Below are 26,818 nucleotides of genomic sequence, written 5' to 3' on the forward strand. Positions count from 1 at the left end.
ATTCTTTCTGGGGGGCCCCCCTTACCGCGCCGCGCGCCCTTTTGCCCGCCAAAACCACCATAAAAAATTTTTTAAAAAATCCACGGGCCCTCCCAAAACCCTATTCTTATTTGGGTACGCCACGATGCGGTGAAGCTGCCGACAATAACAAACGGCGGCCGGATTGGATGCATCGACTTTGTGTTTCAGTCAGCACGATCTTTTGACAGCATCGTGATAGGGAATTTAACGGCGTCGACCGCCGGAATGGAAAGCCCCATGCGAAATCTTGCCCTGTTTGCAGTCTGCCTGCTTGCCCCGCTTGCAACTTTGGCCGCCGCCCACGCAGGCGATGTCGCCGAGCTTGAGATCCTCGGCTTCAGCAGTGATGGCGGGGTCTTTGCCTTCGAGGAATACGGCGTCCAGGACGGATCGGGATTTCCCTATGCGACCCGCTATTATATCGACACGGCCGACGACAGTTTCCTGAAGGGCTCGCCGATACGTGTCCGGCTCGACGACGAGAATGCCACGGTGGCCGCAGCGCGGCTGCAGGCCCGGCAAAGGGGCGAAGCGATCGTCAGTCAGGCGGAACTCACGGCAAATCGCGGCATCACCGCCGGCTTCAACCCGGTGACCGAGCTTTCTGCCGATCCCTTCCGCATGGTGGTCAATCCGCGCCCGATCTTCTCGCCGGTCGACGATCCGCTCGAGTTCCGGCTCGACCAGATCGGCATGAATGACACCGAACGCTGCCAGAGCCAGGGCGAGATCAATGGCTTTCGCCTGCTGCGCATCGAGGCGAAGGATGGCGGCCAGACGAGGATCATTCACGAGGACAAATCGATCCCGCAAAGCAGAGGCTGTCCGAATGGCTACCAGATCGGCGCGGTTCAGACATTTTCTCTGGATAGCCTCAGCGCCTATGCCGTGCTGATCGCGGTGCGCCAATACGGCTTCGAAGGGCCGGACTATCGCTGGATCGCGGTAACCGGTCGCCTGTGAAGTTCCCCGCCATGCGCTATCGCGCTCTGCGCCGTCTCCGCCGTGCTCTGCCGTCGCTGCGCACCGTATTTGCCGGTGCCTTGCTGTGGGCCATGGCGATGGGCGCCAGCGCGCTGCTCAATCTGCTGTTGTACGATTGGGAGACCCCGGCGAAGGTCCGCTTCGTCTCGCTGCTTTATGCTGCCGGCGGCGCGCTGGCCTTCCCGGTTGGGCTGTTTCTGGCGCGGCTCGTCTCGCTCGGACGCCACTGGGAAATCGCCCTCGCCGCCGCCTTCGTCTGCCTTCTCGCCGCGACAATTACCTTCACCGGCGGCCTCTTTGGGCTGCAATACCGCTCCTACTACGTCCAATGGCATGCACCCGCGCTCACCATCACCTGGGTTTTCCAGTTCGTGTTCACGATGTTGACGGCGCTCTACCAGTTCGTCGTCCTCGGCATCCGGCTGTATTTTCCGCTCGGTTTCATTGCGCTCGCTGTCGCCAGCGTCTGGTTTGCGCGCCAGCAACGTTGAGCATTTTGCCTGCCTCTGATAGGACGCGGGCAAATGCTCTCGCAAGTCAGGACCGACTGATGATCCCTCGCTACTCCCGGCCGGAAATGGTGGCCATCTGGTCGCCCGAAACCCGGTTCCGCATCTGGTTCGAGATCGAGGCCTACGCCTGCGACGCATTGGCCGAGCTCGGCGTCATCCCGAAGGAGGCCGCCAAGACCATCTGGGAGAAAGGCGGAGCGGCGAAGTTCGACGTCGACGCCATCGACGAGATCGAGCGGGTCACCAAGCATGACGTCATCGCCTTTCTCACCCATCTTGCCGAATTCGTCGGGCCGGATGCCCGCTTCATCCACCAGGGCATGACATCCTCCGACGTTCTCGACACCTGTTTTGCCGTGCAGCTCACCCGCGCCAGCGACATCCTGCTGGCCGACATTGACGGGCTGCTTGCGGCGCTCAAGCGCCGCGCCTTCGAGCACAAGGACACCATCACCATCGGCCGCAGCCACGGCATCCATGCCGAGCCGACCACCTTCGGCGTCAAGCTGGCGCAGGCCTATGCCGAATTCTCGCGTTGCCGCGAGAGGCTGGTGCATGCACGCGAGGACATCGCCACCTGCGCCATCTCTGGTGCGGTCGGCACCTTCGCCAATATCGACCCTTATGTCGAAGAATACGTGGCCAAGAAACTCGGACTGAAGCCGGAGCCGGTGTCGACGCAGGTGATCCCGCGCGACCGCCACGCGATGTTCTTCGCCACGCTCGGCGTGATCGCCTCGTCGATCGAGCGGCTGGCGATCGAGGTGCGCCATCTGCAGCGCACCGAGGTACTTGAAGCAGAAGAGTACTTTTCACCCGGACAGAAGGGCTCGTCGGCGATGCCGCACAAGCGCAACCCGGTGCTGACCGAGAACCTCACCGGCCTTGCCCGCATGGTGCGCTCCTTCGCATTGCCGGCAATGGAGAATGTGGCGCTGTGGCACGAGCGCGACATCTCGCATTCCTCGGTCGAGCGCATGATCGGGCCCGACGCGACGGTGACGCTCGATTTCGCGCTCTCACGCCTGACCAGCGTCGTCGACAAACTGCTAGTCTACCCCGACAACATGCTGAAGAACATGAACAAATTCCGCGGCCTCGTGCATTCGCAGCGCGTGCTGCTGGCGCTGACGCAAGCCGGCGTTTCGCGCGAGGACGCCTACCGGCTGGTGCAGCGCAACGCCATGAAGGTGTGGGAGCAAGGCGCTGATTTTCTTGAGGAACTTCTGGCCGACAAGGACGTTGTCACAGCCTTGCCCGAGGCCGAGATCCGCGAGAAATTCGACTTGGGCTATCATACCAAGCACGTCGATACGATCTTTAGCCGAGTGTTCGGAGAAGCCTGATGATTTCGTCGGCCGGAGATTTCGATTTCCTTGCCCTGCCCGGGCGCGGCAATTCCGGGCCGGATCATTGGATGTCGCATTGGTGCCGGGTGTTCCCCAATTCGAGCCGCGTGCTGCAGGCCGAGTGGGACCGGCCAAAGCCTGAAGACTGGATCGGCCAGGTGGATGCCGCGGTGGCCGCCGCACCGCGCCGCGTCGTGCTGCTTGCGCATTCGCTGGCGGTGGCGACGGCGGTGAAGTGGGCTGCTAGCGCCAGTCAAAGCCAACTCGACAAGGTCGCGGCGGCATTCCTGGTTGCCGCGACCAATGTCGACCATACCGATCCCTCATTCGACGCGGTGCGCCCGTTCGCGCCGATGCCGCTGAAGCGCCTGCCCTTCCCGACATTGGTGGTGGCGAGCCGCAGCGACCCACGCGTCACTTTCGACAAGGCGACCGCTTTTGCCGCAGCCTGGGGCGCGGATATCGCCGATGCCGGCGATCTCGGCCATATGGGAAACGAGGCCCGCCTCGGCGTATGGCCGGCGGGCCTGCTCATGCTTGGCCGCTTGCTCGAAAAAGCGAACCTCTAACCTACGCCTTACCGGGAACCGTCCTTATTACCGTGCCCCACGGATCCTCGCGGGTGGTCTCGCTTGCGGCATTGTCCGAGCGCATCTCGACCCAGGCCAGGCCGGAGCGGGCGGGATCGCGGCGACCGGCGCCCGCGCTCTGCCACGCATTTGCGCCAATGTGGTGATGATAGCCGCCGGACGACAGGAACACCGCCGCGCCACCGTACTTTGCCACTGTGTCGAAACCGAACTCCTGATGCCACCATGCTTCGGCTTCCTCCGGCCTGCCGACCCGCAAATGGACGTGGCCGATAATGCTGTTTTCCGGCGCGCCCTGCCAGCCGGTGTCGCCGGCCGGCACCTCGGCAACGACCGACGGAATGTTCAGCCGCTCCGTCGCCATCGCTATCTTGTCACCGTTCCATTTCCAGTCCTGCGGACGGCGGTCGGCATAGATCTCGATGCCGTTGCCTTCCGGATCGGTTAGGTAAAGAGCCTCGCTGACCAGATGATCGGATGCGCCCTCGATGCCGATCTTGCCGGCGATGGCGTGATTGATCCAGCGGCCGAGATCGGCCCGGCTGGGTAGCAGGAAGGCGGTGTGGAAAAGACCGGCGCTGCGCGGGTCATCGGATTTCGCGGCCGGATCCGCTTCGATGTCGAGCAAAGGGCGATTGACTGCGCCGAGCGTAATCGTGCCGCCGGCGCGGCTCAGTTCCTGCAAACCGACGACTTTGCGATAGTAGGCAGCGAGATTGTCTGCATCGCGCGCCCGCAAGCCGACGCGGGCAACGCTGACCGGGGTCGTCGCGGCAAAAGGCAGTTCGCTCATCAAAGTGCTCCGTTCAGGCGGCGCTCGACAAGCTTCCAACAGAGTAATCCGGCGCCATCAATCATTCTACGCCATGTCCGTGCCAAAATCTCGGAACAGCCATTCTTTCCTGGCGACAGATCGTTGATCGCGATCGTTCACACAAGAGCGCAAGAAGCGAACAGGGTGTTCACAATAGCGAGCAGAACCGGGCTCGTGAGCGGCCGTTTGCGTGTCGCTGTTGAGTTCATACCCGGTTGCACCCGACAGCGCCTCTCGCTACATGCGCGCCATGAAAGTCAGGGAAGCAGATATTCTCATCGTGCCGGGCTACACCAATTCCGGCCCCGATCATTGGCAGAGCCGCTGGCAGTCGAAACTATCGACAGCGCGCCGCGTCGAACAGGCGGAATGGTCGAAGCCGGTGCGCGAGGATTGGACGGCCGGTGTCGCCAAGGCGGTTAACGAGGCCGAGCGGCCGGTCGTCATCGTCGCCCATTCGCTTGGCGTCGCGGCGGTCATTCAAGCGTTGCCTCGGTTCGAGAGGCCGGTCGCCGGCGCTTTCTTCGTGGCGCCGCCCGATGTCGCCAATCCAGAGATAAAGCCGAGGCACCTGATGACCTTCGGCCCCTATCCGCGCGACCCGCTGCCGTTTCCGTCGGTGGTGATCGCCAGCCGCAACGACCCGTTCTGCGCCTTCGGCGTCGCCGAGGACATTGCCGGGGCGTGGGGCTCGCTTTTCATCGACGCCGGGGATGCCGGTCATCTCAACGCGGATTCCGGCTTCGGCCCCTGGCCTGAAGGCTCGATGACGTTCGCGAAATTCCTGACGGATCTCTAGGAAGCGATCGAATCCCTGACGCTGTTCAGCAGGGTCTTTGCCCCAAGCGAAATCAGCGAATGCTCGGAACCCATCGCCAGCAGCCGGTAACCCATCGACACCACGCGACCGGCGATGGCCGGTTCCATCACATAGATCGCCGCATGCTTGCCGGCTTTGCGGGTGCGCTCGGCGATCGAGGCGACGGTCCCCATCATGCTCTCCAGCGTCGAACTGACGGTGGTGCCCTTCGACCAGGCGATCGAGAAATCCGACGGGCCAAGGAATATCCCGTCGATGCCCGGCGTGTCGAGGATGCCGTCGAGTGCATCAAGCGCGGCCCGCGTTTCGACCATGGCGAACGCCATGGTGCGCTGGTTGCTGTCGCGCAGCCAGTCGGCATAGTCGCCCTTGCCATGGCGCGGAAAAGCATAGGTCGGGCCCCAGGAGCGCTCGCCGAGTGGCGGGTATTTCATTGCGGCAGCAAACAGCTTTGCGTCCGCCACCGAATTCACCATCGGGGCGATCACCGCCTCGGCGCCGAAGTCAAGCGCACGGCTGGCCATGTCGAAGCGGCCGACCGGGATGCGTACCAAAGCCGGCTTGTTGGCGGCCAGCACCGGCACAAGCCCGCGCAGCACGCTGTCCTCGTGATGGCCACCATGCTGCATATCGAGCGTAACCGCGTCGAACCCTTGCCGGGCCAGTATCTCGACCGTCAAAGCATCCGGCACGCCGGACCAGGCGGTGAACAGCGTCTCGTCGGCCGCAAGGCGTGACTTCAGGGACATTGGCGATTTCCTCTTTGCTTGCAGCAATTCAGCCGGAAATGACCGCAAAGGCAAAGAAAAACCGCCCGGTGAGGCCGGGCGGTCGATTGGTCCAGCATTCCAAGAGTATCGATGGGGATCAGGTGTTCTTGATCTGCTCGATCGCCTGCGCCATCAATTCATCCATGGTGCGGCGGATCTGATGGTCCGACTGGTCGATGCCGGCCGCATCGAAATCCTTGCGTATCTTGCGGAAAACGTCGTGATCGCCGGCTTCCTCGATGTCGCTGACGACCACTTCCCTGGCATAAGCGTCGGCATCGGCGCCGGACTTGCCGAGCTTTTCGGCAGCCCACAGGCCGAGCGCTCTGTTGCGGCGTGCCGCAGCCTTGAACCGAAGTTCCTCGTCGAATGCGAATTTGCGCTCAAAGCCCTCTTCGCGGTCTTTCATGCTGCTCATGGCATCCCTCCGTGAAATCCGATTCGTTGTGCCAATATGTGTTGCCGGAGCACAAACCAAAAGGGCGCCGGCCGGTCAATATGCTACATTGCTTGCTGCGCTGCGGCATTTCGGTGCCCGAAAGCGGTTGATTGAAAGGATTTGCCGATTGAGCAAACAGTGCGATTGGGATAGACACCGGCATTGAACCCCACCGTCGCCATCTTATTTTAGGCAGACGGACAGGAACTGGTCGCTTGCCGCCTGCCCGCAAATCCAGAGAAAAATCAGATGAAAAATCGCCGCCGCATTTATGAAGGCAAGGCCAAGATCCTTTATGAGGGACCGGAGCCTGGCACGCTGATCCAGTTCTTCAAGGACGACGCTACCGCTTTCAACAAGAAGAAGCATGAAATCGTCGATGGCAAAGGCGTGCTCAACAACCGCATTTCCGAGCACATCTTCAATCATCTCAACCGGATGGGCATTCCGACCCACTTCATCCGCCGGCTCAACATGCGCGAGCAGTTGATCAAGGAAGTCGAGATCATCCCGCTCGAAGTGGTGGTGCGCAACGTCGCCGCCGGCTCGCTGGCCAAGCGCCTGGGCATCGAGGAAGGCACCGTGCTGCCGCGCTCGATCATCGAATTCTATTACAAGGCCGATGCGCTCGACGATCCGATGGTATCGGAAGAGCACATCACCGCCTTCGGTTGGGCGAGCCCTCAGGAGATCGACGATGTCATGGCGCTGGCCATTCGCGTCAACGACTTCCTTTCCGGCCTGTTCATGGGCGTCGGCATCCAGCTGGTCGATTTCAAAATCGAATGCGGCCGCCTGTTCGAAGGCGATATGATGCGCATCGTCGTTGCCGATGAGATCTCGCCGGATTCCTGCCGGCTGTGGGACGTGGCGACGCAGGACAAGCTCGACAAGGACCGCTTCCGCCGCGACATGGGCGGGCTGGTCGAGGCTTATCAGGAAGTTGCCCGCCGTCTCGGCATCATGAACGAGAACGAGCCACCGCGTCCGGCCGGGCCGGTGCTCGTCGCATCGACCGACGGTGTCAAAGGTAAGCCGCACTGACGGCTTGCCCGCTCAACAGGTGAACAGGAGCATGTCCAGCGTGATCAAGGCCCGCATTACCGTAACCCTCAAGAACGGCGTGCTAGACCCACAAGGCAAGGCAATCGAGCACGCGCTGTCCGGAATGGGTTTCGGCGGCGTCGGCCAGGTGCGGCAAGGCAAGGTTTTCGACGTCGAATTGGCCGAGAGCGACAGCGCCAAGGCCGAGGCCGATCTGAAAGCCATGTGCGACAAGCTTCTGGCGAATACAGTGATTGAGAATTACGCGGTGGAGATCGCCTGAGGTGAAATCAGCCGTCGTCCTGCTCCCAGGCCTCAATCGCGACCGCGACATGATCGCGGCGCTGACCAAGATTTCCGGCACGCCGCCGGTCACCGTCTGGCAGACCGACACCGAAATTCCCGATGTCGACCTGATCGCCATTCCCGGCGGCTTTTCGTTCGGCGATTATCTGCGCTGCGGCGCCATTGCCGCGCGCATGCCGGTAATGCGGGCTGTGGCCGAAAAGGCGGCCAAGGGCGTCACGGTCATCGGCGTCTGCAACGGCTTCCAAATCCTGGTCGAGGCCGGCTTGCTGCCGGGCGCATTGATGCGCAATACCTCGCTGAAATTCGTCTGCCGTCAGGTGAAGCTGCAGATCGCCAATGCCAACACGATGTTCACCCGTCGCTACCAGCCGGGCCAGATCATCCGCGCGCCGGTGGCGCACCATGACGGCAATTATTTTGCCGATGCCGAAACGCTGGCCCGCCTCGAAGGCGAAGGCCAGGTGGTGTTCCGCTATGCCGAAGGCACCAATCCCAACGGCTCGATCAACGACATTGCCGGCATCGTCAACGGCCGCGGCAACGTGCTCGGCCTGATGCCGCATCCCGAGAACCTGATCGAAGCGGCGCATGGCGGCAGCGACGGCCGGGCGCTGTTCGAAAGCGCGCTGGGCATCGCTGCTTGATGCCTTCAATTTTCCTCCTGGAGCCACGGTCATGAAACTCTATTCGCGGCCGTTGTCGCCCTATTCGTCGATCGTGCGGGCGTTGGCCTACATCAAGAACGTGCCGCTCAAGCTCATTGCACCGCCGCCGGGGTTTCCCATCCCGGAGGCGTTTCGTGCCATCTCGCCGTTGAACCGGATTCCGGTGCTGATCACCGGCTCCGGCGAAACGATCGTCGAATCGGTGGTCATCGCCGAATATCTGGAGGAGCGCTTTCCCGAGCCGGCGCTGCTGCCGAGGGACTCGAAGGACCGGGCGCTGGTGCGCATGTTCGCCCGCATCACCGACCTCGACGTGCTCGCCCCGACGATGAAGCTGTTCGAGCTCCATTTCGTGCCGCAGCGCAACGAGGCGGAGATCAAGGCACAGTTCGCCCGATTGCATCACGGGCTTGCGGCAATCGAGGCCCGCATGGCGCATGGCCCGTTCGCGCTCGGCGACGACATCTCCTTTGCCGATGCGTGGTTGACGCCGACCCGCTTCGTCTTCAACAATTTCAGGACAACGATGGGCCGCCCCGATTTGCTTGACGCCTATCCGAAATTCGATGCCTACGAGCAAATAGCCTTGCAGCATCCGGCGCTGTCGCGCGTCTGGGGTGAGATGACAGACGGTCTGAAGATCTTTCTGTCCGAACTCGAGATGGGCGCCGCTTGAACATGAGACCGACGACCACGCGCCTCGCCGTCGCTACTGCCGCCGGGCTTGTACTCGCCTCCTGCCAGTCAGGCCCGAAGAGCGCGCCGGCGCCGGCGGGCAAGAGTGCGTCACTGCTTGCCATGGAGCAGGTGGCAATAGCTGCCCACAAATGCTGGATCGCCAGCAAGGACCCTGCCTTCAAATCTTACCAGATGGCCAACGAGCTGAATTCGTTCAGCGGCACGCCGCGCTTCCTGCTGGTGCCGGCCAAACATTATGGTGGAAAGCCGTTGCTGGTCGTGCAGGCGCAAGGCAATTCGAGCCGCGTCGACGTGTTCGGCCCATTGATGGCGGAACCGCTCGGCGCCCGCATCGGCTCGGACATTGCCCGCTGGCAGGCGGGCAATCCGGCCTGCGGCGCTGCTGCCTAGCCCAATGGGTCGCGTGCTGCAGATCACCGGTCTGGTCGTCGGCCTGGCCGGGCTCGTCCTGCAGCTCTGCATCACCGTCCCGGCATCAATGGAAGCCGGCCGCGGCTTTGCCGGCTCGCTGGTCTTCTATTTCAGCTTCTTCACCATCCTGACCAACATCGGCGCGGTGCTCGTCCATGCCTCGTTGCTGTCGTCGACGGGTTATGCCTGGTTTCCGGCCTTTTCCGCGCCACGGATGCGGGCGGGCGTAGCCGTCGCCATAACGCTGGTCCTCATCGTTTATGCAACGGTCCTGGCGCAGCTTTGGCAGCCGCAAGGGCTGTTCCTGCTCTGCGATGTGCTCCTGCACTATGTGACGCCGGTGTTGTTCGTGCTGTGGTGGCTTGTGGCAGGCGCCGACGGCTCGACGCGGTGGCGCGACATCTCCTGGTGGATGATCTATCCGATCGCCTATCTGGCCTACGCGCTGCTGCGGGCGCCGATTGCCGGTGAAGTGCCCTACCCGTTCCTCGATCTCGCCAAGAACGGCGCGACCAGCGTCGCCGTCTCGGCTCTGGCCATCACCGGGCTCTTTCTGATGCTGTGCATCGTGGCGGTGCTTGTGGACCACGGTGTCACGCGGATCAGGGCGGCGGGCGTTCATCCGCGATGATGCTCTCCCGCCGCGGCAGCCTTTAGCGTCTTGGCACGGTTCGCGCGGCGCCTGCACGGATCGCCGCAGCAGCTTCGCCAGCGATCCGTGACATGAACTTGCGCGTGAATTGGCCGAGCGGCTTGGTATCTTCGAGCGCCCAGCTCGTCGCGAGATCATCGGTGTTGAATTCGTCGACGATAACCCAGGCTCTGGTTGCGGAAATCGTGACCTTTGTGCTGTGCGTCGTGGGGACCGTCGGCTTCGAGGGTTTGGCCAATTCGAAACCCGGTCCTTCCAGGGAAGGGCTGGCCGCGGCTGTTCTCGTTACCTCGCTGGTGATCGTTCTGTTCCGCGCGAATTTCGCCTGGCGTCGAAGCCGCGACGCGCAAGGGTCGGGTTGGATCCGTTGGTCGTATATCGTGTTCTCGACGCTGTTCGCGATCCTGCAGGCCGGCACTGTTCTTGTCGTGAAATTCGACGGCGAAGATTCGCATTCCGGCCTTAACCTGCTGGGATTAGCTCTTGTCGGGCTGTGGGCCGTCATCTTGGCGGGCAAGCCTGCGGGCGGCGGCTCTGCGGATATGGCGTCATCCCTGAGTTTCGACGATTTCGACCCGCCCGGGCCGCTGCGCGGCGCCGCGGCGCTCCATTCAGCGTCAGCCGCCGGCGCGACGGCCCTGGCTCCAGCCTACACCACGCGGGCCGCGCCGGTGCCGTCGAACCACCCTGCATCTCAACCTGCATCTCCGGCGAACGGCCGGCCGCGGCCCGGCGGCTTCGGCAAGCGCGGCCTTGTGTGACCGGCTCGCCGCATCAAGGCCATGATGGTTCCACATAGAAGCGGCCGGGATAAAGCATCATTGGCCGAAGCAGAAAGCATGGGCCGGGCCCCTCCTCGTGATCTCGTTTGTGATTCCCAGCCCTTAGTGACTCCCAGCCCTTAGTGACTCAATGACAATGACCGATCCATCGAGCGCCCGTCCGATCCTGATGTTCGATTCCGGCATTGGCGGCCTCACCGTGCTGCGTGAGGCGCGCGTGCTGATGCCTGACCGCCGCTTCGTCTATGTCGCCGACGACGCGGCGTTCCCCTTCGGCGCCTGGGAGGAACCGGCGCTGAGAACACATATCTTGGAGTTATTCGCCAGGCTGCTCGACCGGTTTTCGCCGGCCATTTCGGTCATCGCCTGCAACACCGCCTCGACACTGGTCATCGATGCCTTGCGCGAGAGGTTTCCCGGCCATCCTTTCGTCGGCACCGTGCCGGCCATCAAGCCGGCGGCGGAACGCACGCGCTCAGGCCTGGTTTCGGTGCTGGCTACGCCCGGCACCGTCAAGCGCCAGTACACGCGCGACCTGATCAGCAAATGGGCGCAGAAATGCCATGTCCGCCTGGTCGGCAGCGACAGGCTGGCTGGATTGGCCGAAGCCTATATGCGCGATGGTTTTGTCGACGAGGACGCCGTGCGCGCCGAGATCGCGCCGTGCTTCGTTGAGCATGACGGGCTGCGCACCGACATCGTCGTGCTTGCCTGCACCCATTATCCGTTTTTGGCCAACCGCATGCGCAAGACAGCACCTTGGCCGGTCGACTGGCTCGACCCGGCCGAGGCGATCGCACGCCGCGCGCTGTCGCTGCTCGCCGATACCGGGGCCTGTTATCGCAGAAAGGCACTGCCCGAAGGCGCCGACCTTGCATTCTTCACCTCAAACAGCGCCGATTTTCCGACGCGCCGGCTGATGCAGGGTTTTGGCTTGGCGGTATCCTGACCGCAAGCAATTTTCGCTTTGGGAACATCACACCAGACAATGCGTTTTCCTCTCATCGGAAACGGGAGAAACCATCATGCCAGCCACCTCAAAAGCCCAGCAGAAAGCGGCCGGCGCGGCATTGTCAGCCAAGCGCGGCGAGACCAAGAAGGGCGCGCTCAAAGGCGCGTCGAAGGGAATGTATAAATCCATGAGCGAAAAACAGCTCGAGGAATTCGCCGAGACCAAGCGCAAGGGCCTGCCGGAAAAGAAGTCGAAACACTGATCGACTGGCCATTCTGACGGCGGATGCCGGTCAATAAAAGGCCCGCGGCTGAGCCGCGGGCCATGAAGTCTCAACGGGCGAGGACGAAAATTACCAGTTCCAGCCCCACCCGCAGCGCCGCACTTTGTAGCGGATGACCTTGCGATGACCGTGGCGCCACACCACCTTCTTCTTGACCACGATGCGGCAGACCTGGTGATGCCTGTGCCCATGCCAATGCCGGGCCTGCGCCGGCTCGGGCGCGACCGCCATCGTGCCGGCCATCACCGCGGCGCCTACCAACGTAAGGAAGAACTTCTTCATGCGAATTCCAGCTCCTCTGACTTCAGTCCCTTCCTGATGCCGCTGGCGCAACCTCCCGCCACATCCGGCACATTCTACAACCGTAACACTATCCGGTTCGGCGATTCGCGCCAGCCAGAAGCTTGACAGCGGTTAAATCTCCGTTTAACCAGCCCACCAACACCGGGCCGCAATGCCCGGTGGTTTTCTTTATGTGTGCAAGACGTTTGGGAAGCCGGTTTTACTTTCCCTATGTCTTGTTTGAAATGACGTGTCCCGTGGGTTTTCCGTCGCGTTGCGTGGAAAACCCTGTCAGGTCTCGAAAACGGAGGCCAGAGGAGGGCGCGTTTCCTTCACCCGGACCATGAGGTTCCGGGTATGTTGTTTTGAAAGGGAATGCGATGAGCAAGCGCGAATCCGCGAAGTACAAGATCGACCGCCGTCTTGGCGAAAACATCTGGGGCCGCCCGAAGTCCCCGGTCAACAAGCGTGAATACGGCCCCGGCCAGCATGGCCAGCGCCGCAAGGGCAAGCTTTCCGATTTCGGCCTGCAGCTGCGCGCCAAGCAGAAGCTGAAGGGCCACTATGGCGACGTTTCGGAAAAGCAGTTCCGCAAGGTCTATGAAGAGGCGGACCGCCGCAAGGGCGACACCTCGGAGAACCTGATCGGCCTGCTCGAATCGCGCCTCGACGCAGTCGTCTATCGCGCCAAGTTTGTGCCGACCATCTTTGCGGCGCGCCAGTTCGTCAATCATGGCCACGTCAACGTCAACGGCAAGCGCGTCAACATCGGCTCGTACCGCTGCAAGCCGGGCGATGTCATCGAAGTGCGCGAGAAGTCGAAGCAGCTGGTCATCGTGCTGGAATCGGTGGGCCTGGCCGAGCGCGACGTGCCCGATTACATCGAGGCCGATCACAACAAGATGACCGCGGCTTTCACGCGCATCCCCGGCCTGGCGGACGTTCCGTTTGCCGTGCAGATGGAACCGAACCTGGTCGTCGAGTTCTATTCGCGCTGATCGGCGCGTTCGTCACGATACAATCGAAGGCCGCCCGTCGAGGCGGCCTTTTCTTTTTTCGTTCCTTTTCCGCAGCGTGATTCCGAAATCGATTTCGGTTTTCGGTCCGATGCGCTACTGCGGGCGGCAACAGGATCTTGGGGCCGACGCGCCATGAATATGCTGCCAGACGCCGAAACGCTCGAACCGGTCGCCGACGCCGAAGGCGGCTTTCATCCTCTGTTTGCCGATGTGCCGTCCTCCGTCGAGTTCAACAAGCTGCGCAAGCGGCTGTTGCGGCTTGCCCGCCAGGCGATCGACGATTTCTCCATGGTGAGGCCCGGCGACCGTTGGCTGGTCGCTCTGTCGGGCGGCAAGGATTCCTACGGCCTGCTTGCCGTTCTGCTCGATCTCAAATGGCGCGGGCTGCTGCCGGTCGAGCTGTTAGCCTGCAATCTCGACCAGGGCCAGCCGAACTTTCCCAAGCACATATTGCCCGATTATCTCGATAGATATGCCATTCCGCATCGCATCGAATATCAGGACACCTATTCGGTGGTCACCGACAAGCTGGCCGAGGGCAGCACCTATTGCTCGCTGTGCTCGCGGCTACGGCGCGGCCATCTCTATCGCATTGCCCGCGAGGAGGGCTGCTCGGCGCTGGTGCTCGGCCACCACCGCGAGGACATACTGGAAACCTTCTTCATGAACCTGTTCCATGGCGGGCGCCTGGCCGCCATGCCGCCGAAGCTGCTCAATGACGAAGGCGATGTCATGGTGCTGCGGCCGCTCGCCTATTGTGCGGAAGCCGATCTCGAGAAATTCGCCGGCGCCATGAAATTCCCGATCATTCCGTGCGATCTGTGCGGTAGCCAGGAAGGCCTGCAGCGCAACGCCATGAAGGCGATGCTCGACGACATCGAGAAGCGCATGCCCGGCCGCAAGGACACGATGATCCACGCCATGACCAATGTGCGGCGTTCGCATCTGCTCGACAGGAAGCTGTTCGATTTCGCCGCCCTCAACGAAACCCTCACCACCAGGCGTCCCGATGACATTTGACGATAGCGCGATCGACTGGCTTGCCGACCTTCTGTCGGAAGCCGCCGTCGCCGAGATCATGCCACGCTTTCGACGGTTGAGCGAGGGCGACGTCCGTCGCAAGACCTCGGCCGCCGATCTCGTCACCGAGGCCGACGTCAATGCCGAACGGCTCATCACCGCCAGGCTGCGCCAGCGTTATCCCCACGCAATGATCGTCGGCGAGGAGGCCTGCTCCGACGACCCGACGCTGCTCGACGGTCTCGGCGATGCCGAACTCGCCTTCGTCATCGACCCGGTCGACGGCACCTTCAACTTCGCCTCCGGCGTGCCGCTGTTCGGCGTCATGCTTGGCGTCGTGATCAAGGGCGAGACGGTCGCCGGCATCATTCACGATCCCGTCGGCAAGGATTGGCTGATCGGCGTTAGTGGCGCCGGCAGCCATATCCGCCATGCCCATGGCGATCTGGAAAAGGTCCATGTCGCCAAACCGGCGCCGATGTCGGAAATGACCGGTGCGGTCTCATGGCACTATGTGCCCGAGCCGGACCGCTCACGTTTGGCGCGCAACCAGACCAAGTCGCTATCGCAGTTCAATTATCGCTGCGCCGCCCATGAATACCGCCTGCTGGCCAGCGGCCACGGCCATTTCGTCGTCTACAACAAGCTGATGCCTTGGGACCACCTGGCCGGCGTGCTGATCCATGCGGAGGCCGGCGGCCATGCCGCGCGCTTCGACGGCAGCGCCTATCTGCCGTCGCATGTCGGGGGTGGCCTGCTGGTCGCACCGGACCGGGAGAGCTGGCGGGAGCTGCGCCGTGAGCTCTGGGCGGAATAGCTCTTCGCTGCCAAAGTTGTCCAATCTTGTGCGAAACCGGAGATCTCGAATGAAACCTCGGTCCGCAATTGTTGCAACGGCCTTTGCCCTTGCCTTGGTTGCCGGTGTCCATGAAACAAGAGCTGGGGAACGCGCATGTCGCAGTCCCGACTCCGTCGACACCATAGACGAGATGTTCTCCGCGATCTTCGCCTGTTGGAAGCCGCCGCGCGGAAGCGCGGGCATGACCCTGACGCTGCAGTTCTCAATTCGCCGAAACGGCACGCTTATCGGCAAGCCGCGCGCCACCTACTCACATCTAGGGGACGATGGTCCGCTCAACCGGGCCTTCGTGGCTTCCGTCCTCGAGGCGCTCGACAAGGCTCTTCCACTGCCCGTTTCGGACAGTATGGGTGGAGCAATCGCAGGACGTACGCTGTTCCCTCGCTTCACCGCGGTCAGTGAGGGTGCATCCTAGGCGCACGCGCAATGGGCATTAAACCGGCGGGTTATGCGGCTGGAACAGTCTGCCGCGCTCGGCCAGCAGGATCATCAGCAGCGCCGCCACCGACACGCTGCAGAACCCGGCGGCCAGCGGCGTCACCGTGCCGTTGAAGGCTTGGCCGATCAGCGTGCCGAGAATGCCGCCAAGAAATGTCTGCATGAACCCAAGGATCGACGACGCAGTGCCGGCCAGGTGCCCCAGCGGCTCCATAGCGAGCGCGTTGAAGTTCGCGCCGAGCGCGCCGAACGGGACCATGGCGCAGGCAAAGACGGTAATGAAGAGCCAGAGCGGCATCTTTATTTCGATGGAAACGACCAGCCAGGCAAGGCTGATGGCCAGAAACAGCAGCAGCGCGCTTTGCGACAGACGGCGCATGCCGATGCGGCCGACGAGGCGCGAGTTGAGGTAGTTCGAAAAAGCAAGTACGCCGGCAACCCCCGCGAAGATGACGGGGAACATCTCGCCGACATTGAACACGCTGACATAGATCTGCTGGGCCGAGGCGATGAAGCCGAACATGGCGCCGAAGATGAAGGTGCTGGCGAAGGCGTAGCAGAGCGCGATGCGGTTGGTGAGAACGATGCGGAAGCCGCCGATGATGGAGGACAACGTCAGCGGCCGGCGATATTCGGGGTGTAGTGTCTCGGGCAGGCGCAGCAGCGACCAGGCGGACACGATCAGCGCGCCGGCTGCCATGGTGACGAAGATCACATGCCAGGTCGCAAACAGCATGATGAACTGGCCGATACCGGGCGCCACCACCGGAATGGCCATGAACACCATGAAGATCAAGGACATGACTTCGGCCATGCGCCTTCCGTCGAACGTATCGCGCACGATCGAGACGGCAATGACGCGCGTCGCCGCCGCACCGATGCCTTGCACGGCCCGGCATAGCAGAAGCGTGGTGAATGACGGGGCTATTGCCGCAGCGCCGGCCGCCACGACGTAGATCACCAGCCCTGCGACAAGAGGCGCGCGGCGCCCGAAACGGTCCGAGATCGGCCCGAAGAACAGCTGTCCGCCGCCAAAGCCAAGGATATAGGCCGTGACCACATATTGCCGGTGGTTTTCATTTTCGATGCCAAGCGAAGCGCCGATCTGCTGCAGCGCCGGCAAAATAATGTCGATGGCAAGCGAATTGAGCGCCATCAGCGCCGCGCACAGCGCAATGAATTCCCAGCGCGGAATAGGCAAGGTGCTTGCCTTTTGCTGCGCTTGTGCTTGCTGATCCACGGCCAGTCCGATCCTCAAACGAAAATGCGCCGGCTGGCCGACGCATCCATTCGTTGATTGCCCGATAGCGGGCAGAACTTTTTGCCAAGGTGGGGGCTGCCCCGGCGCTTAGCGCATGACCCCCGAAAATCGCAGGCGGAAGGTCATACGCAGAAGCAGAAGTCAGGCGGCGCCTTTGACGCTGACGCCCTTTTCGACGAGGAAGGTCTGCAGTTCGCCCGCCTGGAACATCTCGCGGATGATGTCGCAGCCGCCGACGAACTCGCCCTTGACGTAGAGCTGCGGGATGGTCGGCCAGTTGGAGTAGTCCTTGATGCCTTGCCGCAGTTCGGCCGACGTCAGCACGTCGACGCCCTTATAGTCGGCGCCGATATAGTCGAGGATCTGCACGACCTGGCCGGAAAATCCGCATTGCGGGAAGCCGGGCGTGCCCTTCATGAAGAGAACGACGTCGTTGCCCTTCACTTCATTGTCGATGTAGTCGTTGATGCCGCTCATGGAATACCCTTTCATGCCTGTGGGAGTCAGGCTCGAACATTACCCTTCAAATAAACCCATGGGTTGCGCGAAACAAGATGTTTGCCGCCTTGCCATGCAAATGGCGCAAAGGAACGTCTGATCTTGGGCCAAGAGCGTTGGCCACCATCTTTCCCGAGGCGCGATGAAAAGACGATATCTCGCCGGGTTCCTCCTCGCCGTTCTGGTCGCCGCATTGGTCTTGATCTGGTGGGCCACGTCGCCGAGACAGCCAACGCTGGTCGTCGGCGATGAATTGCCGGCGCCGTGCCGCGATGCGAGCTTCGAGGCGGTCGCCTATGTCGCCTGCGAGATCGATCTGCGCCGCTATGACGTCGGTGTGTTCCACGCAGGCCTCGACGGCAAGGCTTTCGGTTCACTGGACAAATTCGACAAGGCGATGGCGGATCAGGGCCGGACGGTGCTGCTCGCCATGAACGCCGGCATGTACCACCAAGACCTGACCCCAGTCGGCCTTCTCGTTGAAGACGGCCAGGAGAAGGCGCCGATCAACGTCGCCGACAGCGGAGGCAATTTCTTCCTGAAACCGAATGGCGTATTCCTGGTCCGCAAGGACGGCAAGGCGGCGGTCATGGAGACGAACGCCTATGCCGCCGCCAGGCCGGACGTGATGTTCGCCACGCAATCCGGCCCGATGCTGGTGATCGACGGCGGGCTTCATCCCCGTTTCGAGCAGAACGGCACGTCGCGCTATATCCGCAACGGCGTCGGCGTGCGTGACGAAAACACCGTCGTGCTGGCGATCTCGCGCTCTGAAGTCAGCCTCGGCAGCTTCGCACGGCTATTCCGGGATGCGCTCGATTGTCCCAACGCGCTTTTCTTCGACGGGGTCGTTTCGGCGCTGTCGAACGGCGAGCGGATGATTGTGGGTGGAAAGTATCCGGCGGGGCCGATCATTGCCGTGACCGGTAAGAAGCTTGCGAGCCGGTAACTGCAAGAGAGCTCAGTCCGGCACGCTGGTCTGCAGGGCAAGCGCGTGCAGTACGCCGCCCATGTTGCCCTTCAGCGCGTCATAGACCATCTGGTGCTGCTGGACGCGGCTTTTGCCGCGAAAGCTTTCGGCCACCACCTCAGCCGCATAATGGTCGCCGTCGCCGGCCAGGTCGCGAATCGTCACCTTGGCGTCGGGAATGCCTTCCTTGATCAGCCGTTCGATGTCGTGGGCGTCCATTGCCATATGAGGATTCCTTGTTCAGGTCGTGATCTCATAGATATGGTCGAAAAGGCGGATGAACCACACCGAAACGGCCCCGCTCGATCACATCACGGGTCCACGACCTCATTTGCCATGAAGCGAGGGAACCAGGATTCGTGGGCGGCGGTCAATTCGCTGACCGGTATCGCACGTGCCTCGCCCAGCTTCAATTCGCTGCCGCCGGTCGAGCCGATCCATGGTGCGAAGACGCCGAGTTTGGCTTGCTGTTCGCGAATGGCGTCCCATTCCTCGCTCTGCGGATCGATCGACAGTGTCAGCAGATAACGGCCCTGGTCCTCGCCGAACCAGACCGGGATCGGATCTGTACCGATCAGGCCGGGGATGGTCGCACCGATGCCTGAGGCCATCGCCATCTCGGCCAGCGCCACCGCGATGCCGCCGTCGGAAACGTCATGCGCCGCGGTAACGACACCGGAGCCGATCAGCGCCCGCACATGGTCGCCGACCCGCTTCTCGTGGTCGAGATCGACCGGCGGCGGCGGGCCGTCGGCGCGGCCATGAATGTCGCGCATATAGGCGGACTGGCCAAGATGCGTGCCCCACATGGTCGGCGCGCCGACCAGCACGATCATCTGGCCTTCGGCGGCAAAGCCGATCCGCACCATTTTCGACCAGTCGGCAATCAGCCCGACGCCGCCAATGGTCGGTGTCGGCAGGATGCCTTGGCCGTTGGTCTCATTGTAGAGCGAGACGTTGCCGGAGACGATCGGGAAGCCAAGCGCCCGGCAGGCATCGCCGATGCCTTTCACGGCACCAACCAGCTGGCCCATGATCTCCGGCCGTTCCGGATTGCCGAAATTGAGGTTGTCGGTGGCCGCGAGCGGCAGGGCACCGGTGGCGGTAAGATTGCGCCAGCATTCGGCGACCGCCTGCTTGCCTCCCTCGTAGGGATCGGCCTCGCAATAGCGCGGCGTCACGTCGGAGGAGAAGGCGAGCGCCTTGGTCGGATGACCGTCGACGCGCACGACGCCGGCATCGCCGCCGGGAAGCTGCAACGAATTGCCCTGGATCAGCGTATCGTACTGCTCCCACACCCAGCGGCGCGAGGAGAGGTCCGGTCCGCCCAGCAGCTTGAGCAGTGCCTCGGCCACGTCGGCTTGCGGTGCATCGCCGGCCAGCGGCGCCGGCTTCTTCGGCTCGACCCAGGGACGGTCATATTCCGGCGCCTGGTCGCCGAGATCCTTGATCGGCAGATTGGCAACCTCGTCGCCCTGATGCAGCACGCGAAAGCGCAGATCGTCGGTGGTCTTGCCGACGATGGCAAAGTCGAGGCCCCATTTGTGGAAGATCGCCTCGGCCTGTTTTTCCTTTTCGGGGCGCAGCACCATCAGCATGCGCTCCTGGCTCTCCGACAGCATCATCTCATAGGCGCTCATGCGCTCTTCGCGCACCGGCACCTTGTCGAGGTCGAGCTCAATGCCGAGGTCGCCCTTGGCGCCCATCTCGACCGCCGAGCAGGTGAGGCCAGCGGCACCCATGTCCTGGATGGCGATAACGGCGCCGGACGCCATCAGTTCGAGGCAGGCTTCGAGCAGGCATTTTTCGGTGAAGGGATCGCCAACCTGGACCGTGGGCCGCTTCTCGTCGATCTTGTCGTCGAACTCGGCCGAGGCCATGGTGGCGCCGCCGACACCGTCGCGCCCGGTCTTGGCGCCGAGATAGACGACCGGCAGGCCGACGCCCTTGGCCTCGGACAGAAAGATTGCGTCCGTCTTCGCGAGGCCCGCGGCAAACGCATTGACCAGGATATTGCCGTTGTAGCGGGCGTCGAAATTGACCTCGCCGCCGACCGTCGGCACGCCGAAGGAATTGCCATAGCCACCGACGCCTGAAACGACGCCGGCAACGAGGTGTTTGGTCTTGGGATGGTCCGGCGCACCGAAGCGCAGCGCGTTCATCGCCGCGATCGGCCGCGCGCCCATGGTGAAGACATCGCGCAGGATGCCACCGACGCCGGTCGCAGCTCCCTGATAAGGCTCGATATAGGAGGGGTGGTTATGGCTCTCCATCTTGAAGACGACGCAGTCGCCGTCGCCGATGTCGACCACGCCGGCATTCTCGCCCGGGCCCTGGATGACTTGCGGCCCGGTGGTCGGCAGCGTGCGCAGCCACTTCTTCGAGGATTTGTAGGAACAATGCTCGTTCCACATCGCCGAAAAAATACCAAGTTCGGTAAAGCTCGGTTCGCGCCCGACGAGGTCGAGGATGCGCTGGTACTCGTCGGGCTTCAGCCCGTGCGCGGCAATGAGTTCAGGAGTGATCGGCACGGAATTGGAAATGGTCATGATCGGCAATTTATGTCCTTGGGATCGAGTCCCGTCTTATCGCAAGCTTTGCAGCCGATACACCCCGTTAGATGACTAAAACGATGGAAAGCAACAGCTGACGGTAAGTAGCGAAAGATCGCCACTCGACCCGCCGGTTTCAAGCCGGTTCAGGAAAAGCTGTCGTAGCCGGCGCGGCCCTCGTCCAGAAGCCGCCGGATCACCGCGACGCCGTGCGCGATATCGTCCCGCTGTCGCGGCTGCGAGATGCCAAACCGCACGCCGTGAAAGGCCTGTTCGGAACGCCCTGCCTTGAACTCATCCTCGTCGTCGATGACCACGCCATGTTCGAGGCAGGCCTGTTTGAAAGTGCCGGAAAGCCACGGGTCGGGCAAAGTGAGCCAGACGAACGGCACATTATCCAGCGCCTTGAAGTCGAAGCCGTCGAGTGTCTCGCGCACGATCGCGATGCGCGCACCGATCTCGGCAATGCTGCGTTTGCGCATCTCAGCGGCCTGACCGGACAGCACCAGCCGGCTGCCCACCTCCGCCAGCAGAAAGGGCAGGCCGCCCGTCATCATCTTGTGGGCGACCCGGATGCGGTGACGATAGGCCGGCGGGCAAGCGAGCCAGCCGCCGCGAACACCCGCCGCGACCGATTTCGAGAGGCCGCCGGCAACGATGGTCCGTTCGGGAGCATATTCGGCCAATATAGGTGTCGGGTCGTCGGTCAGTCCGCCGTAGAGATCGTCCTCAATCAGGACGACGTTATATTGACGGGCGATACACGCGATTGCCTCGCGGCGCGCGGCCGACAGTGTTGTCAGCGTCGGGTTCTTGGCCGTCGGCATCAAAAACATCATCTTCGGATGCTTTTGTGCGCAGACGCGCTCGAAATCCTCGGGATCGATGCCCTCGTCATCAGCCGCCACCAGTGCGGTCCGGCGACCGATCAGGCCGGCGCTGCGCGAGATCTGCGAATAGGTGAGGTGTTCGAAGACGACATAGTCGCCGGGGGCGGTGAGCCCCGCAATGGTTGCCATCACCGCGGCGTGGGTGCCGAGCGTGGGAACGATTGCATCCGCCGCCGGGCGATAGGAATTGCGCGACAGCCAGCGCCTGCCGGCTTCGAACCAGCGGTCCGGGAAATCACGAGTATAGCTTGAAATCTCATGCGGATGGTCTTGCGCCGTGCGTGTCAACACGTCAGCGACGATGGCACCCTGGCCGACATCCGGTGCGGCCGTGCTATCGAAGCGCAGTTTGTCGCCGGGCGCATCCATATAGCGCGTGCCTTGTTCGACCGGCCCCAGGAAATCCGGCTTTGCGCTCTCCGACTGTTGAGCGATAACATAGGTTCCGCGGCCGACCTCGCCGCTGACCAATCCCCGCTCGCGCAGCAATTGATAGGCCCTGCCGACCGTGCCGACAGTCGTGCCGATGTCGTATGCCAGATCGCGCTGCGGCGGCAGCTTTGCCCCTGCACCGATCAGGCCGCGGTCGATGTCCGTCTCGATGGAATCGGCAAGCCGCTGATAGAGCGGGCCAGTGCCGGCTGTAAGGTCTGGAAGCCAAGTTGTCATGGTGACAATTTTTTACATTGCACCGAAATGAGAGTCAATACATATGAAGCGGGCTGTACAAAAGGGCACAATTGCAATCTTGGCAGAAAGAAAATGGGTACAATAGAGACAATCCGCTACGCGGCAGTTGAATTGCAGGTGCAGGTGGCGCGCCCGCCGGGCAGGCCAACCTATGTCAGTCGGCTGGTGCGTACGCTCAGATCCTTCGCGAGGTGGATCGACGGGTTAATGGATCGCCGGCGCAGCCGGCTGGTCCTGCTCGAGATGACTGACGACCAGCTCAAGGACATCGGTATCTCGCGTTGCGATGCCCATCGTGAGGGGCTGAGGGCGTTTTGGGACTGAGAGCAGCCGGATGCTCCGTCTCGAACGTCGCGTGGCATATCGACGGTTAGACGAGAGCGTCAATATCGACATCGGAACCAACGCGATCTTCTTCATCACTGAGATACCATCCTCCTTCGTGCCCTCACAGCATTCGCTCGCGACGTCTCCAGTGAATAGGGGTATTGCTGAAAACAGCTAATTCCCTTATTTTGGGGATAACGAAGGAGATGACCGTGGCAAGTTTCACCCTCACAGATCTCGGCAACAAATCCGGCGAGGTTGTTGAGGCCGCGTTCCGCGGCCCTGTTGACATCACCAAGCGCGGCAAGCGCAAGTTCGTTCTCCTGACGGCAGAGCAGTTCGACCGCATCACCAGTCGCAGCGCGCAACGGGCACACCGCGTCGAGGATCTGTCGGCCGAGGAACGCGACAGGCTTCTAACCGGCCTCGACGCAGTCGCGCGAGATGATGTTCGGGATGACTGAACCCGGCCACGGACAGATCATTCTCTATTCCTATTTGTGGGCAAGGGAATATGACCGGGGCGAGGAAAGCGGACGCAAGGCGCGGCCGACTTGCGTTATGCTGATCGTTGCCGGCAAGAATGGCCGCAAGCAGGCCCTGCTCTTTCCAATCACGAGCCAGCCGCCACGACCTGGCGCGCACTATGTTGAGATTCCTGAGACCGAGGCCCGCCGCGCCACCCTCTTTACCCCAAGGCCGCGGAATAGAAGAAAAAGCGAAGACGCCCGATATTTGAATTGAACATCGAAAGGACCCATCGTTTTCCAGACAATGGATCACACCAAATAACATTCGGTTACTGGTGAGGTATGGGTCGTTCCGAGGCTAGTCTTTGTCTTTCGCCCTCGCAGCGCGTGCCGCGGCCGCCGGGAGCCGCCTTGGATCGTCGCCGGGCGATCCGTCGCCGCGCGGCATGGCCGGCGAGAACCTGTCCAGCGATGATATTATGCCGCGCAGCACCTTGAGCTCCGGCTCGGCAAAGCCGGCGCGAGTCAGCACTGCACGCAAATTGTCGACCATCTTCGGTTTCTTCGCTGCCGGGCGGAAATAGCCGCGCGCCTCCAGTGCACCTTCCAGATACGCAAACAGGCCGTGCAATTCTTCCTTGGCAGCCGGCGGCATTTCGGGGCCGGAGAAATTGGTCCTGGTCTCGTCTTCCAGGCCGGACTTCATCCATTCATAGGACATCAGCAGGGCCGCCTGGGCAATGTTGAGCGAGGAGAAGGCTGGATCGACGGGGAAGGTGACGATCTCGTCGGCGAGGCCGACCTCGTCATTATAGAGGCCGAAGCGCTCGCGGCCGAACAGGATGCCGGTGCGCTGGCCGGCCCGCTGCCGCGCCCGCAGCGCCCTGCCCGCCTCGACCGGACCGCGCACTGGCTTGAAATTGTCGCGCGCGCGCGCCGTGGTGGCGAAGACGAAGTTCAAATCGGCAACCGCCGAGGCCAGGTCATCGAACACCTTGACGGCATCGATGACGTGATCGGCGCGGCTTGCGGCGGCACGCGCCTTCTCGCTCGGCCAGCCGTCGCGCGGATTGACGAGCCGCAGCTCGGAAAGGCCGAAATTGGCCATGGCGCGTGCAACCATGCCGATATTCTCGCCGAGCTGCGGCTCGACCAGGATGATCGCCGGTCCGGACGCTGGAGTTCCGGAGGCAAGAGGGGTGTCGGGATCCTGGGTAGCGGCCATGGTTGTCAGTGAACTGCTGTTTGCGGCATTTCGCAGTCCCCTGCCACATTTGGCGGCGAAAATGAAGCTTTCGCAAGGAATGCGGACACTGCGGCGCGGTTCGCCGTTTGCGCGGCCAAAAAGCCTTTGATATACGGGCCGCATCCCAGGGCCGGCAGCCGTGCGGGCAAGGCCGTTCCGTTCCCCAAAAGCGAGGCATTCTTTCCATGGCGAAGATCAAGGTGGCGAACCCGGTCGTCGAACTCGACGGCGACGAGATGACCCGCATCATCTGGCAGTTCATCAAGGACAAGCTGATCCACCCTTATCTCGACCTCAAGCTCGAATATTACGACCTCGGCATCGAGCACCGCGACGCCACCAACGACCAGGTGACCATCGATTCCGCCAACGCCATCAAGAAATACGGCGTCGGCGTGAAATGCGCGACGATCACGCCCGACGAACAGCGCGTCGAGGAATTCAAGCTGAAGAAGATGTGGAAGTCGCCGAACGGCACCATCCGCAACATCCTCGGCGGCACCATCTTTCGCGAGCCGATCATCATGAAGAACGTGCCGCGGCTGGTGCCCGGCTGGACCAAGCCGATCATCGTCGGCCGCCACGCCTTCGGCGACCAGTACCGCGCCACCGACTTCCGCTTCCCCGGCAAGGGCAAGCTGACGATCAAATTCGTCGGCGAGGACGGCCAGGTGATCGAGCACGATGTGTTCGACGCACCCGGCGCCGGCGTCGCCATGGCCATGTACAATCTCGACGAATCGATCCGCGAATTCGCCCGCGCCTCACTGAACTACGGCCTGCTGCGCAATTATCCCGTCTACCTCTCGACCAAGAACACCATCCTCAAAGCCTATGACGGACGCTTCAAGGACATCTTCCAGGAGGTCTACGAGGCGGAGTTCGAAGCAGAATTCAAAGCGAAGAAACTCTGGTACGAGCACCGGCTGATCGACGACATGGTGGCCTCCAGCCTGAAATGGTCGGGCGGCTATGTCTGGGCCTGCAAGAATTATGACGGCGACGTGCAGTCCGACACGGTGGCGCAAGGCTTCGGCTCGCTCGGCCTGATGACCTCGGTGCTGATGACGCCGGACGGCAAGACCGTCGAGGCGGAAGCCGCGCACGGCACCGTTACCCGCCACTATCGCCAGCACCAGAAAGGCGAGGAGACCTCGACCAATTCGATCGCCTCGATCTTTGCCTGGACGCGCGGCCTCGCGCATCGCGCCAAGCTCGACGACAATGCCGAACTGAAGCGCTTTGCCGAGACCCTGGAAAAGGTCTGCATCCAGACGGTCGAGTCCGGCTTCATGACCAAGGACCTGTCGCTGCTGATCGGCCCCGACCAGCCATGGCTTTCGACCACCGGCTTCCTCGACAAGATCGACGAGAATTTGCAGAAAGCGATGGCCTGAGCCCAACCGGCATGGGCAAGCCCGTCGTCTACGGCGCGGACTACAGCGTCTATGTGCGCATCGTGCGGCTGGTGCTGGAGGAAAAGGGCGTCGGCTACGAGCTCGTGCCCGTCGACATCTTTGCCGCGGACGGCATTCCCGGCTGGTATTTCGAGCACCAACCGTTCGGCCGCATCCCGGCCTTCGAGCATGACGGCTTTCGCCTCTACGAGACCGGCGCGATTGCCCGTTATGTCGACGAAGCCTTTGGCGGCCCGGCGCTGCAACCGGTCGAAGCCCGGCCTCGAGCACGCCTGAACCAGATCACCGGCCTGCTCGACGCCTACGCCTACAGGACCATGGTCTGGGATGTCGCTGTCGAGCGGCTGGAAAAAACGCCGCCCGACGAAGCCGTGATCGCCAACGGGTTGCGGCAGGCAAGAACGGCATTGCAGGCGCTCTCCTCGCTGAAAGCCGAAGGGCCTTGGCTGTTGGGAACGGACCTGACGCTGGCCGACCTGCACGCCGCACCGATCATCGGCTATTTCGTCAAGGTCGCCGAGGGACAAGCCCTGCTGGCCGAGTTTGCCGATATTCGGGATTGGTATGCGCGCATCACTCAACGCGCGAGTTTTGCGAAAGCCGAAAAGGCAGGGTGACAAAGATACGAGAGGCCGAGGGACAGCACCCCCCTCTGTCCTGCCGGACATCTCCCCCTCAAGGGGGGAGATTGGCAGGTTCATTGCCCCGCTTTTCTTCAATCATTGACAAGTGGCGAAGGCAATCGTGACATCCAATCTCCCCCCTTGAGGGGGAGATGTCCG

35 protein-coding genes are annotated in these 26,818 nt (G+C 62.3%); 25 read left to right on the forward strand and 10 right to left on the reverse strand.

Features of this window, described 5'->3' with window-relative positions; translation table 11 throughout:
• From NKI18_RS14555 to NKI18_RS14575, 5 genes are all read left to right on the forward strand, one after another.
• Positions 1 to 206: hypothetical protein (locus NKI18_RS14555; RefSeq protein ID WP_353019933.1), on the forward strand; the 206-nt coding region annotated here is incomplete at its 5' end.
• A gap of 52 nt (positions 207 to 258) precedes the next feature.
• Positions 259 to 984 carry a DUF2259 domain-containing protein gene (locus NKI18_RS14560; RefSeq protein ID WP_352619098.1) on the forward strand — a complete coding sequence of 242 codons (726 nt, stop codon included), beginning with the start codon at positions 259 to 261 and terminating at the stop codon, positions 982 to 984.
• An 11-nt stretch (positions 985 to 995) separates the two neighbouring features.
• Positions 996 to 1,496, forward strand: coding sequence for a hypothetical protein (locus NKI18_RS14565; RefSeq protein ID WP_352457775.1), 501 nt, complete (start codon positions 996 to 998; stop codon positions 1,494 to 1,496).
• A 59-nt stretch (positions 1,497 to 1,555) separates the two neighbouring features.
• A complete protein-coding gene (purB, locus tag NKI18_RS14570; protein ID WP_353019936.1) occupies positions 1,556 to 2,863 on the forward strand; it encodes an adenylosuccinate lyase in 1,308 nt (435 codons plus the stop codon).
• A complete protein-coding gene (locus tag NKI18_RS14575; RefSeq protein WP_352619102.1) occupies positions 2,863 to 3,435 on the forward strand; it encodes an RBBP9/YdeN family alpha/beta hydrolase in 573 nt (190 codons plus the stop codon). The genes purB and NKI18_RS14575 overlap by 1 nt, the downstream gene beginning before the upstream one ends.
• Position 3,436: 1 nt before the next feature.
• Here NKI18_RS14575 and NKI18_RS14580 read toward each other — a convergent pair whose 3' ends face one another.
• Positions 3,437 to 4,249, reverse strand: coding sequence for a VOC family protein (locus tag NKI18_RS14580; RefSeq protein ID WP_352619104.1), 813 nt, complete (start codon positions 4,247 to 4,249; stop codon positions 3,437 to 3,439).
• A 271-nt stretch (positions 4,250 to 4,520) separates the two neighbouring features.
• Here NKI18_RS14580 and NKI18_RS14585 point away from each other — a divergent pair, with 271 nt between their 5' ends.
• Complete coding sequence (locus NKI18_RS14585) at positions 4,521 to 5,069, forward strand: RBBP9/YdeN family alpha/beta hydrolase (RefSeq protein ID WP_023674728.1); 549 nt, start codon at positions 4,521 to 4,523, stop codon at positions 5,067 to 5,069.
• Here the strand turns inward: NKI18_RS14585 and NKI18_RS14590 are convergent.
• On the reverse strand, positions 5,066 to 5,839 hold the full coding sequence (locus tag NKI18_RS14590) for an HpcH/HpaI aldolase family protein (RefSeq protein WP_352576016.1): 774 nt from the start codon (positions 5,837 to 5,839) through the stop codon (positions 5,066 to 5,068). The two genes, NKI18_RS14585 and NKI18_RS14590, sit on opposite strands and share 4 nt — an antisense overlap.
• A 118-nt stretch (positions 5,840 to 5,957) precedes the next feature.
• The gene (locus tag NKI18_RS14595; RefSeq protein WP_023674726.1) at positions 5,958 to 6,278 is read right to left on the reverse strand and encodes a DUF1476 domain-containing protein; all 321 of its coding nucleotides are present in this window, start codon (positions 6,276 to 6,278) and stop codon (positions 5,958 to 5,960) included.
• A gap of 270 nt (positions 6,279 to 6,548) precedes the next feature.
• Here NKI18_RS14595 and purC point away from each other — a divergent pair, with 270 nt between their 5' ends.
• From purC to NKI18_RS14640, 9 genes are all read left to right on the forward strand, one after another.
• Entirely contained in the window at positions 6,549 to 7,343 is a 795-nt protein-coding gene (purC, locus tag NKI18_RS14600; protein ID WP_023674725.1) for a phosphoribosylaminoimidazolesuccinocarboxamide synthase, read from the forward strand.
• 40 nt (positions 7,344 to 7,383) lie between these two features.
• Positions 7,384 to 7,626, forward strand: coding sequence for a phosphoribosylformylglycinamidine synthase subunit PurS (purS, locus tag NKI18_RS14605; RefSeq protein WP_023674724.1), 243 nt, complete (start codon positions 7,384 to 7,386; stop codon positions 7,624 to 7,626).
• Position 7,627: 1 nt separating this feature from the next.
• On the forward strand, positions 7,628 to 8,296 hold the full coding sequence (gene purQ / locus NKI18_RS14610; RefSeq protein WP_023674723.1) for a phosphoribosylformylglycinamidine synthase subunit PurQ: 669 nt from the start codon (positions 7,628 to 7,630) through the stop codon (positions 8,294 to 8,296).
• Positions 8,297 to 8,327: 31 nt separating this feature from the next.
• Positions 8,328 to 8,993, forward strand: coding sequence for a glutathione S-transferase family protein (locus tag NKI18_RS14615; protein WP_352457780.1), 666 nt, complete (start codon positions 8,328 to 8,330; stop codon positions 8,991 to 8,993).
• A 2-nt stretch (positions 8,994 to 8,995) separates the two neighbouring features.
• On the forward strand, positions 8,996 to 9,406 hold the full coding sequence (locus NKI18_RS14620; RefSeq protein WP_352457781.1) for a hypothetical protein: 411 nt from the start codon (positions 8,996 to 8,998) through the stop codon (positions 9,404 to 9,406).
• 4 nt (positions 9,407 to 9,410) lie between these two features.
• Positions 9,411 to 10,058 (forward strand): Pr6Pr family membrane protein, encoded by a 648-nt coding sequence (locus NKI18_RS14625; protein WP_352457782.1) that lies wholly within the window; start codon positions 9,411 to 9,413, stop codon positions 10,056 to 10,058.
• A 206-nt stretch (positions 10,059 to 10,264) separates the two neighbouring features.
• Positions 10,265 to 10,840, forward strand: coding sequence for a hypothetical protein (locus NKI18_RS14630; RefSeq protein ID WP_352619118.1), 576 nt, complete (start codon positions 10,265 to 10,267; stop codon positions 10,838 to 10,840).
• A gap of 157 nt (positions 10,841 to 10,997) precedes the next feature.
• Positions 10,998 to 11,810: a glutamate racemase gene (gene murI, locus NKI18_RS14635; protein WP_352619116.1), complete on the forward strand. Its 813-nt coding sequence runs from the start codon at positions 10,998 to 11,000 to the stop codon at positions 11,808 to 11,810.
• 76 nt (positions 11,811 to 11,886) lie between these two features.
• Positions 11,887 to 12,075 carry a DUF3008 family protein gene (locus NKI18_RS14640; protein ID WP_023674705.1) on the forward strand — a complete coding sequence of 63 codons (189 nt, stop codon included), beginning with the start codon at positions 11,887 to 11,889 and terminating at the stop codon, positions 12,073 to 12,075.
• Between the two features lie 90 nt (positions 12,076 to 12,165).
• On the opposite strand, the gene NKI18_RS14645 is transcribed toward NKI18_RS14640, so the two are convergent.
• Entirely contained in the window at positions 12,166 to 12,378 is a 213-nt protein-coding gene (locus NKI18_RS14645; RefSeq protein WP_023674706.1) for a hypothetical protein, read from the reverse strand.
• Between the two features lie 380 nt (positions 12,379 to 12,758).
• Here NKI18_RS14645 and rpsD point away from each other — a divergent pair, with 380 nt between their 5' ends.
• From rpsD to NKI18_RS33390, 4 genes are all read left to right on the forward strand, one after another.
• Entirely contained in the window at positions 12,759 to 13,376 is a 618-nt protein-coding gene (gene rpsD, locus NKI18_RS14650; RefSeq protein WP_023717376.1) for a 30S ribosomal protein S4, read from the forward strand.
• 153 nt (positions 13,377 to 13,529) lie between these two features.
• Complete coding sequence (gene ttcA / locus NKI18_RS14655) at positions 13,530 to 14,417, forward strand: tRNA 2-thiocytidine(32) synthetase TtcA (RefSeq protein ID WP_352619113.1); 888 nt, start codon at positions 13,530 to 13,532, stop codon at positions 14,415 to 14,417.
• On the forward strand, positions 14,407 to 15,234 hold the full coding sequence (locus tag NKI18_RS14660; RefSeq protein ID WP_352576004.1) for an inositol monophosphatase family protein: 828 nt from the start codon (positions 14,407 to 14,409) through the stop codon (positions 15,232 to 15,234). Before ttcA ends, NKI18_RS14660 begins: the two co-directional genes overlap by 11 nt.
• Positions 15,235 to 15,283: 49 nt before the next feature.
• Positions 15,284 to 15,691: a UCP034077 family protein gene (locus NKI18_RS33390; protein ID WP_352646825.1), complete on the forward strand. Its 408-nt coding sequence runs from the start codon at positions 15,284 to 15,286 to the stop codon at positions 15,689 to 15,691.
• 18 nt (positions 15,692 to 15,709) lie between these two features.
• Here the strand turns inward: NKI18_RS33390 and NKI18_RS14670 are convergent, their stop codons facing one another.
• A complete protein-coding gene (locus NKI18_RS14670; protein ID WP_502900704.1) occupies positions 15,710 to 16,909 on the reverse strand; it encodes a multidrug effflux MFS transporter in 1,200 nt (399 codons plus the stop codon).
• 207 nt (positions 16,910 to 17,116) lie between these two features.
• On the reverse strand, positions 17,117 to 17,452 hold the full coding sequence (gene grxD / locus NKI18_RS14675) for a Grx4 family monothiol glutaredoxin (protein WP_023674712.1): 336 nt from the start codon (positions 17,450 to 17,452) through the stop codon (positions 17,117 to 17,119).
• 163 nt (positions 17,453 to 17,615) lie between these two features.
• On the opposite strand from grxD, the gene NKI18_RS14680 reads away from it, so the two are divergent.
• On the forward strand, positions 17,616 to 18,422 hold the full coding sequence (locus NKI18_RS14680) for a phosphodiester glycosidase family protein (protein ID WP_352619108.1): 807 nt from the start codon (positions 17,616 to 17,618) through the stop codon (positions 18,420 to 18,422).
• Between the two features lie 12 nt (positions 18,423 to 18,434).
• On the opposite strand, the gene NKI18_RS14685 is transcribed toward NKI18_RS14680, so the two are convergent.
• From NKI18_RS14685 to NKI18_RS14695, 3 genes are all read right to left on the reverse strand, one after another.
• Positions 18,435 to 18,668, reverse strand: coding sequence for a BolA/IbaG family iron-sulfur metabolism protein (locus NKI18_RS14685; RefSeq protein WP_023674714.1), 234 nt, complete (start codon positions 18,666 to 18,668; stop codon positions 18,435 to 18,437).
• 86 nt (positions 18,669 to 18,754) lie between these two features.
• A complete protein-coding gene (gene purL, locus NKI18_RS14690) occupies positions 18,755 to 20,992 on the reverse strand; it encodes a phosphoribosylformylglycinamidine synthase subunit PurL (RefSeq protein WP_352619241.1) in 2,238 nt (745 codons plus the stop codon).
• 149 nt (positions 20,993 to 21,141) lie between these two features.
• On the reverse strand, positions 21,142 to 22,554 hold the full coding sequence (locus NKI18_RS14695) for an aminotransferase-like domain-containing protein (RefSeq protein ID WP_352619106.1): 1,413 nt from the start codon (positions 22,552 to 22,554) through the stop codon (positions 21,142 to 21,144).
• Positions 22,555 to 22,647: 93 nt separating this feature from the next.
• Here NKI18_RS14695 and NKI18_RS14700 point away from each other — a divergent pair, with 93 nt between their 5' ends.
• From NKI18_RS14700 to NKI18_RS14710, 3 genes are all read left to right on the forward strand, one after another.
• Positions 22,648 to 22,899, forward strand: coding sequence for a DUF1127 domain-containing protein (locus NKI18_RS14700; RefSeq protein WP_023674717.1), 252 nt, complete (start codon positions 22,648 to 22,650; stop codon positions 22,897 to 22,899).
• Between the two features lie 164 nt (positions 22,900 to 23,063).
• Positions 23,064 to 23,366 (forward strand): type II toxin-antitoxin system prevent-host-death family antitoxin, encoded by a 303-nt coding sequence (locus NKI18_RS14705; protein ID WP_352570851.1) that lies wholly within the window; start codon positions 23,064 to 23,066, stop codon positions 23,364 to 23,366.
• The gene (locus tag NKI18_RS14710; RefSeq protein ID WP_353019942.1) at positions 23,359 to 23,646 is read left to right on the forward strand and encodes a hypothetical protein; all 288 of its coding nucleotides are present in this window, start codon (positions 23,359 to 23,361) and stop codon (positions 23,644 to 23,646) included. The genes NKI18_RS14705 and NKI18_RS14710 overlap by 8 nt, the downstream gene beginning before the upstream one ends.
• Positions 23,647 to 23,730: 84 nt before the next feature.
• On the opposite strand, the gene NKI18_RS14715 is transcribed toward NKI18_RS14710, so the two are convergent.
• Positions 23,731 to 24,597 carry an RNA methyltransferase gene (locus NKI18_RS14715; RefSeq protein WP_352619120.1) on the reverse strand — a complete coding sequence of 289 codons (867 nt, stop codon included), beginning with the start codon at positions 24,595 to 24,597 and terminating at the stop codon, positions 23,731 to 23,733.
• Between the two features lie 206 nt (positions 24,598 to 24,803).
• Here NKI18_RS14715 and NKI18_RS14720 point away from each other — a divergent pair, with 206 nt between their 5' ends.
• Complete coding sequence (locus tag NKI18_RS14720) at positions 24,804 to 26,015, forward strand: NADP-dependent isocitrate dehydrogenase (protein WP_096445278.1); 1,212 nt, start codon at positions 24,804 to 24,806, stop codon at positions 26,013 to 26,015.
• Positions 26,016 to 26,026: 11 nt separating this feature from the next.
• Complete coding sequence (locus tag NKI18_RS14725; RefSeq protein ID WP_352619122.1) at positions 26,027 to 26,653, forward strand: glutathione S-transferase family protein; 627 nt, start codon at positions 26,027 to 26,029, stop codon at positions 26,651 to 26,653.
• Positions 26,654 to 26,818: the final 165 nt, after the last annotated feature.

Origin of the sequence: Mesorhizobium sp. M0800 (assembly GCF_040320095.1) — a bacterium.
In the GTDB taxonomy this organism is placed as follows: domain Bacteria; phylum Pseudomonadota; class Alphaproteobacteria; order Rhizobiales; family Rhizobiaceae; genus Mesorhizobium.